Genomic DNA, 265 nt, shown 5'->3' on the forward strand with positions numbered 1-265 from the left:
GTTGACGTTCCATTCGCTTACAGTTGACGATAAACGATTGGTCCTTGATCGTAATTAATGCTTCGTGATTGGAAAATTCGAATGGTAGATAGGACAAGATGCTATTGAACCCCGGCAAATGAGTAATCGTTTGACCAATAACCCCCTGGGCTTTGCACTCAAACAGTTCAGCAGCTAATCGGTTAATAAACGTAACTTTCCCCTGATCATCGACCGCGAAAATCGGCTCCTGGACCGCCTCAAATATGGAGTGGAGGTGGGCGTG

Annotated in this window: 1 protein-coding gene; it reads right to left on the reverse strand. The window is 46.0% G+C overall.

The annotated features are described in order from the left end of the window. A partial coding sequence (locus tag SB754_RS20815) for a PAS domain-containing protein (RefSeq protein WP_410784253.1) occupies positions 1-265 on the reverse strand: 265 nt, incomplete at both ends.

It is taken from the genome of Leifsonia sp. SIMBA_070 (assembly GCF_046534635.1).
Lineage (GTDB): Bacteria > Actinomycetota > Actinomycetes > Actinomycetales > Microbacteriaceae > Leifsonia.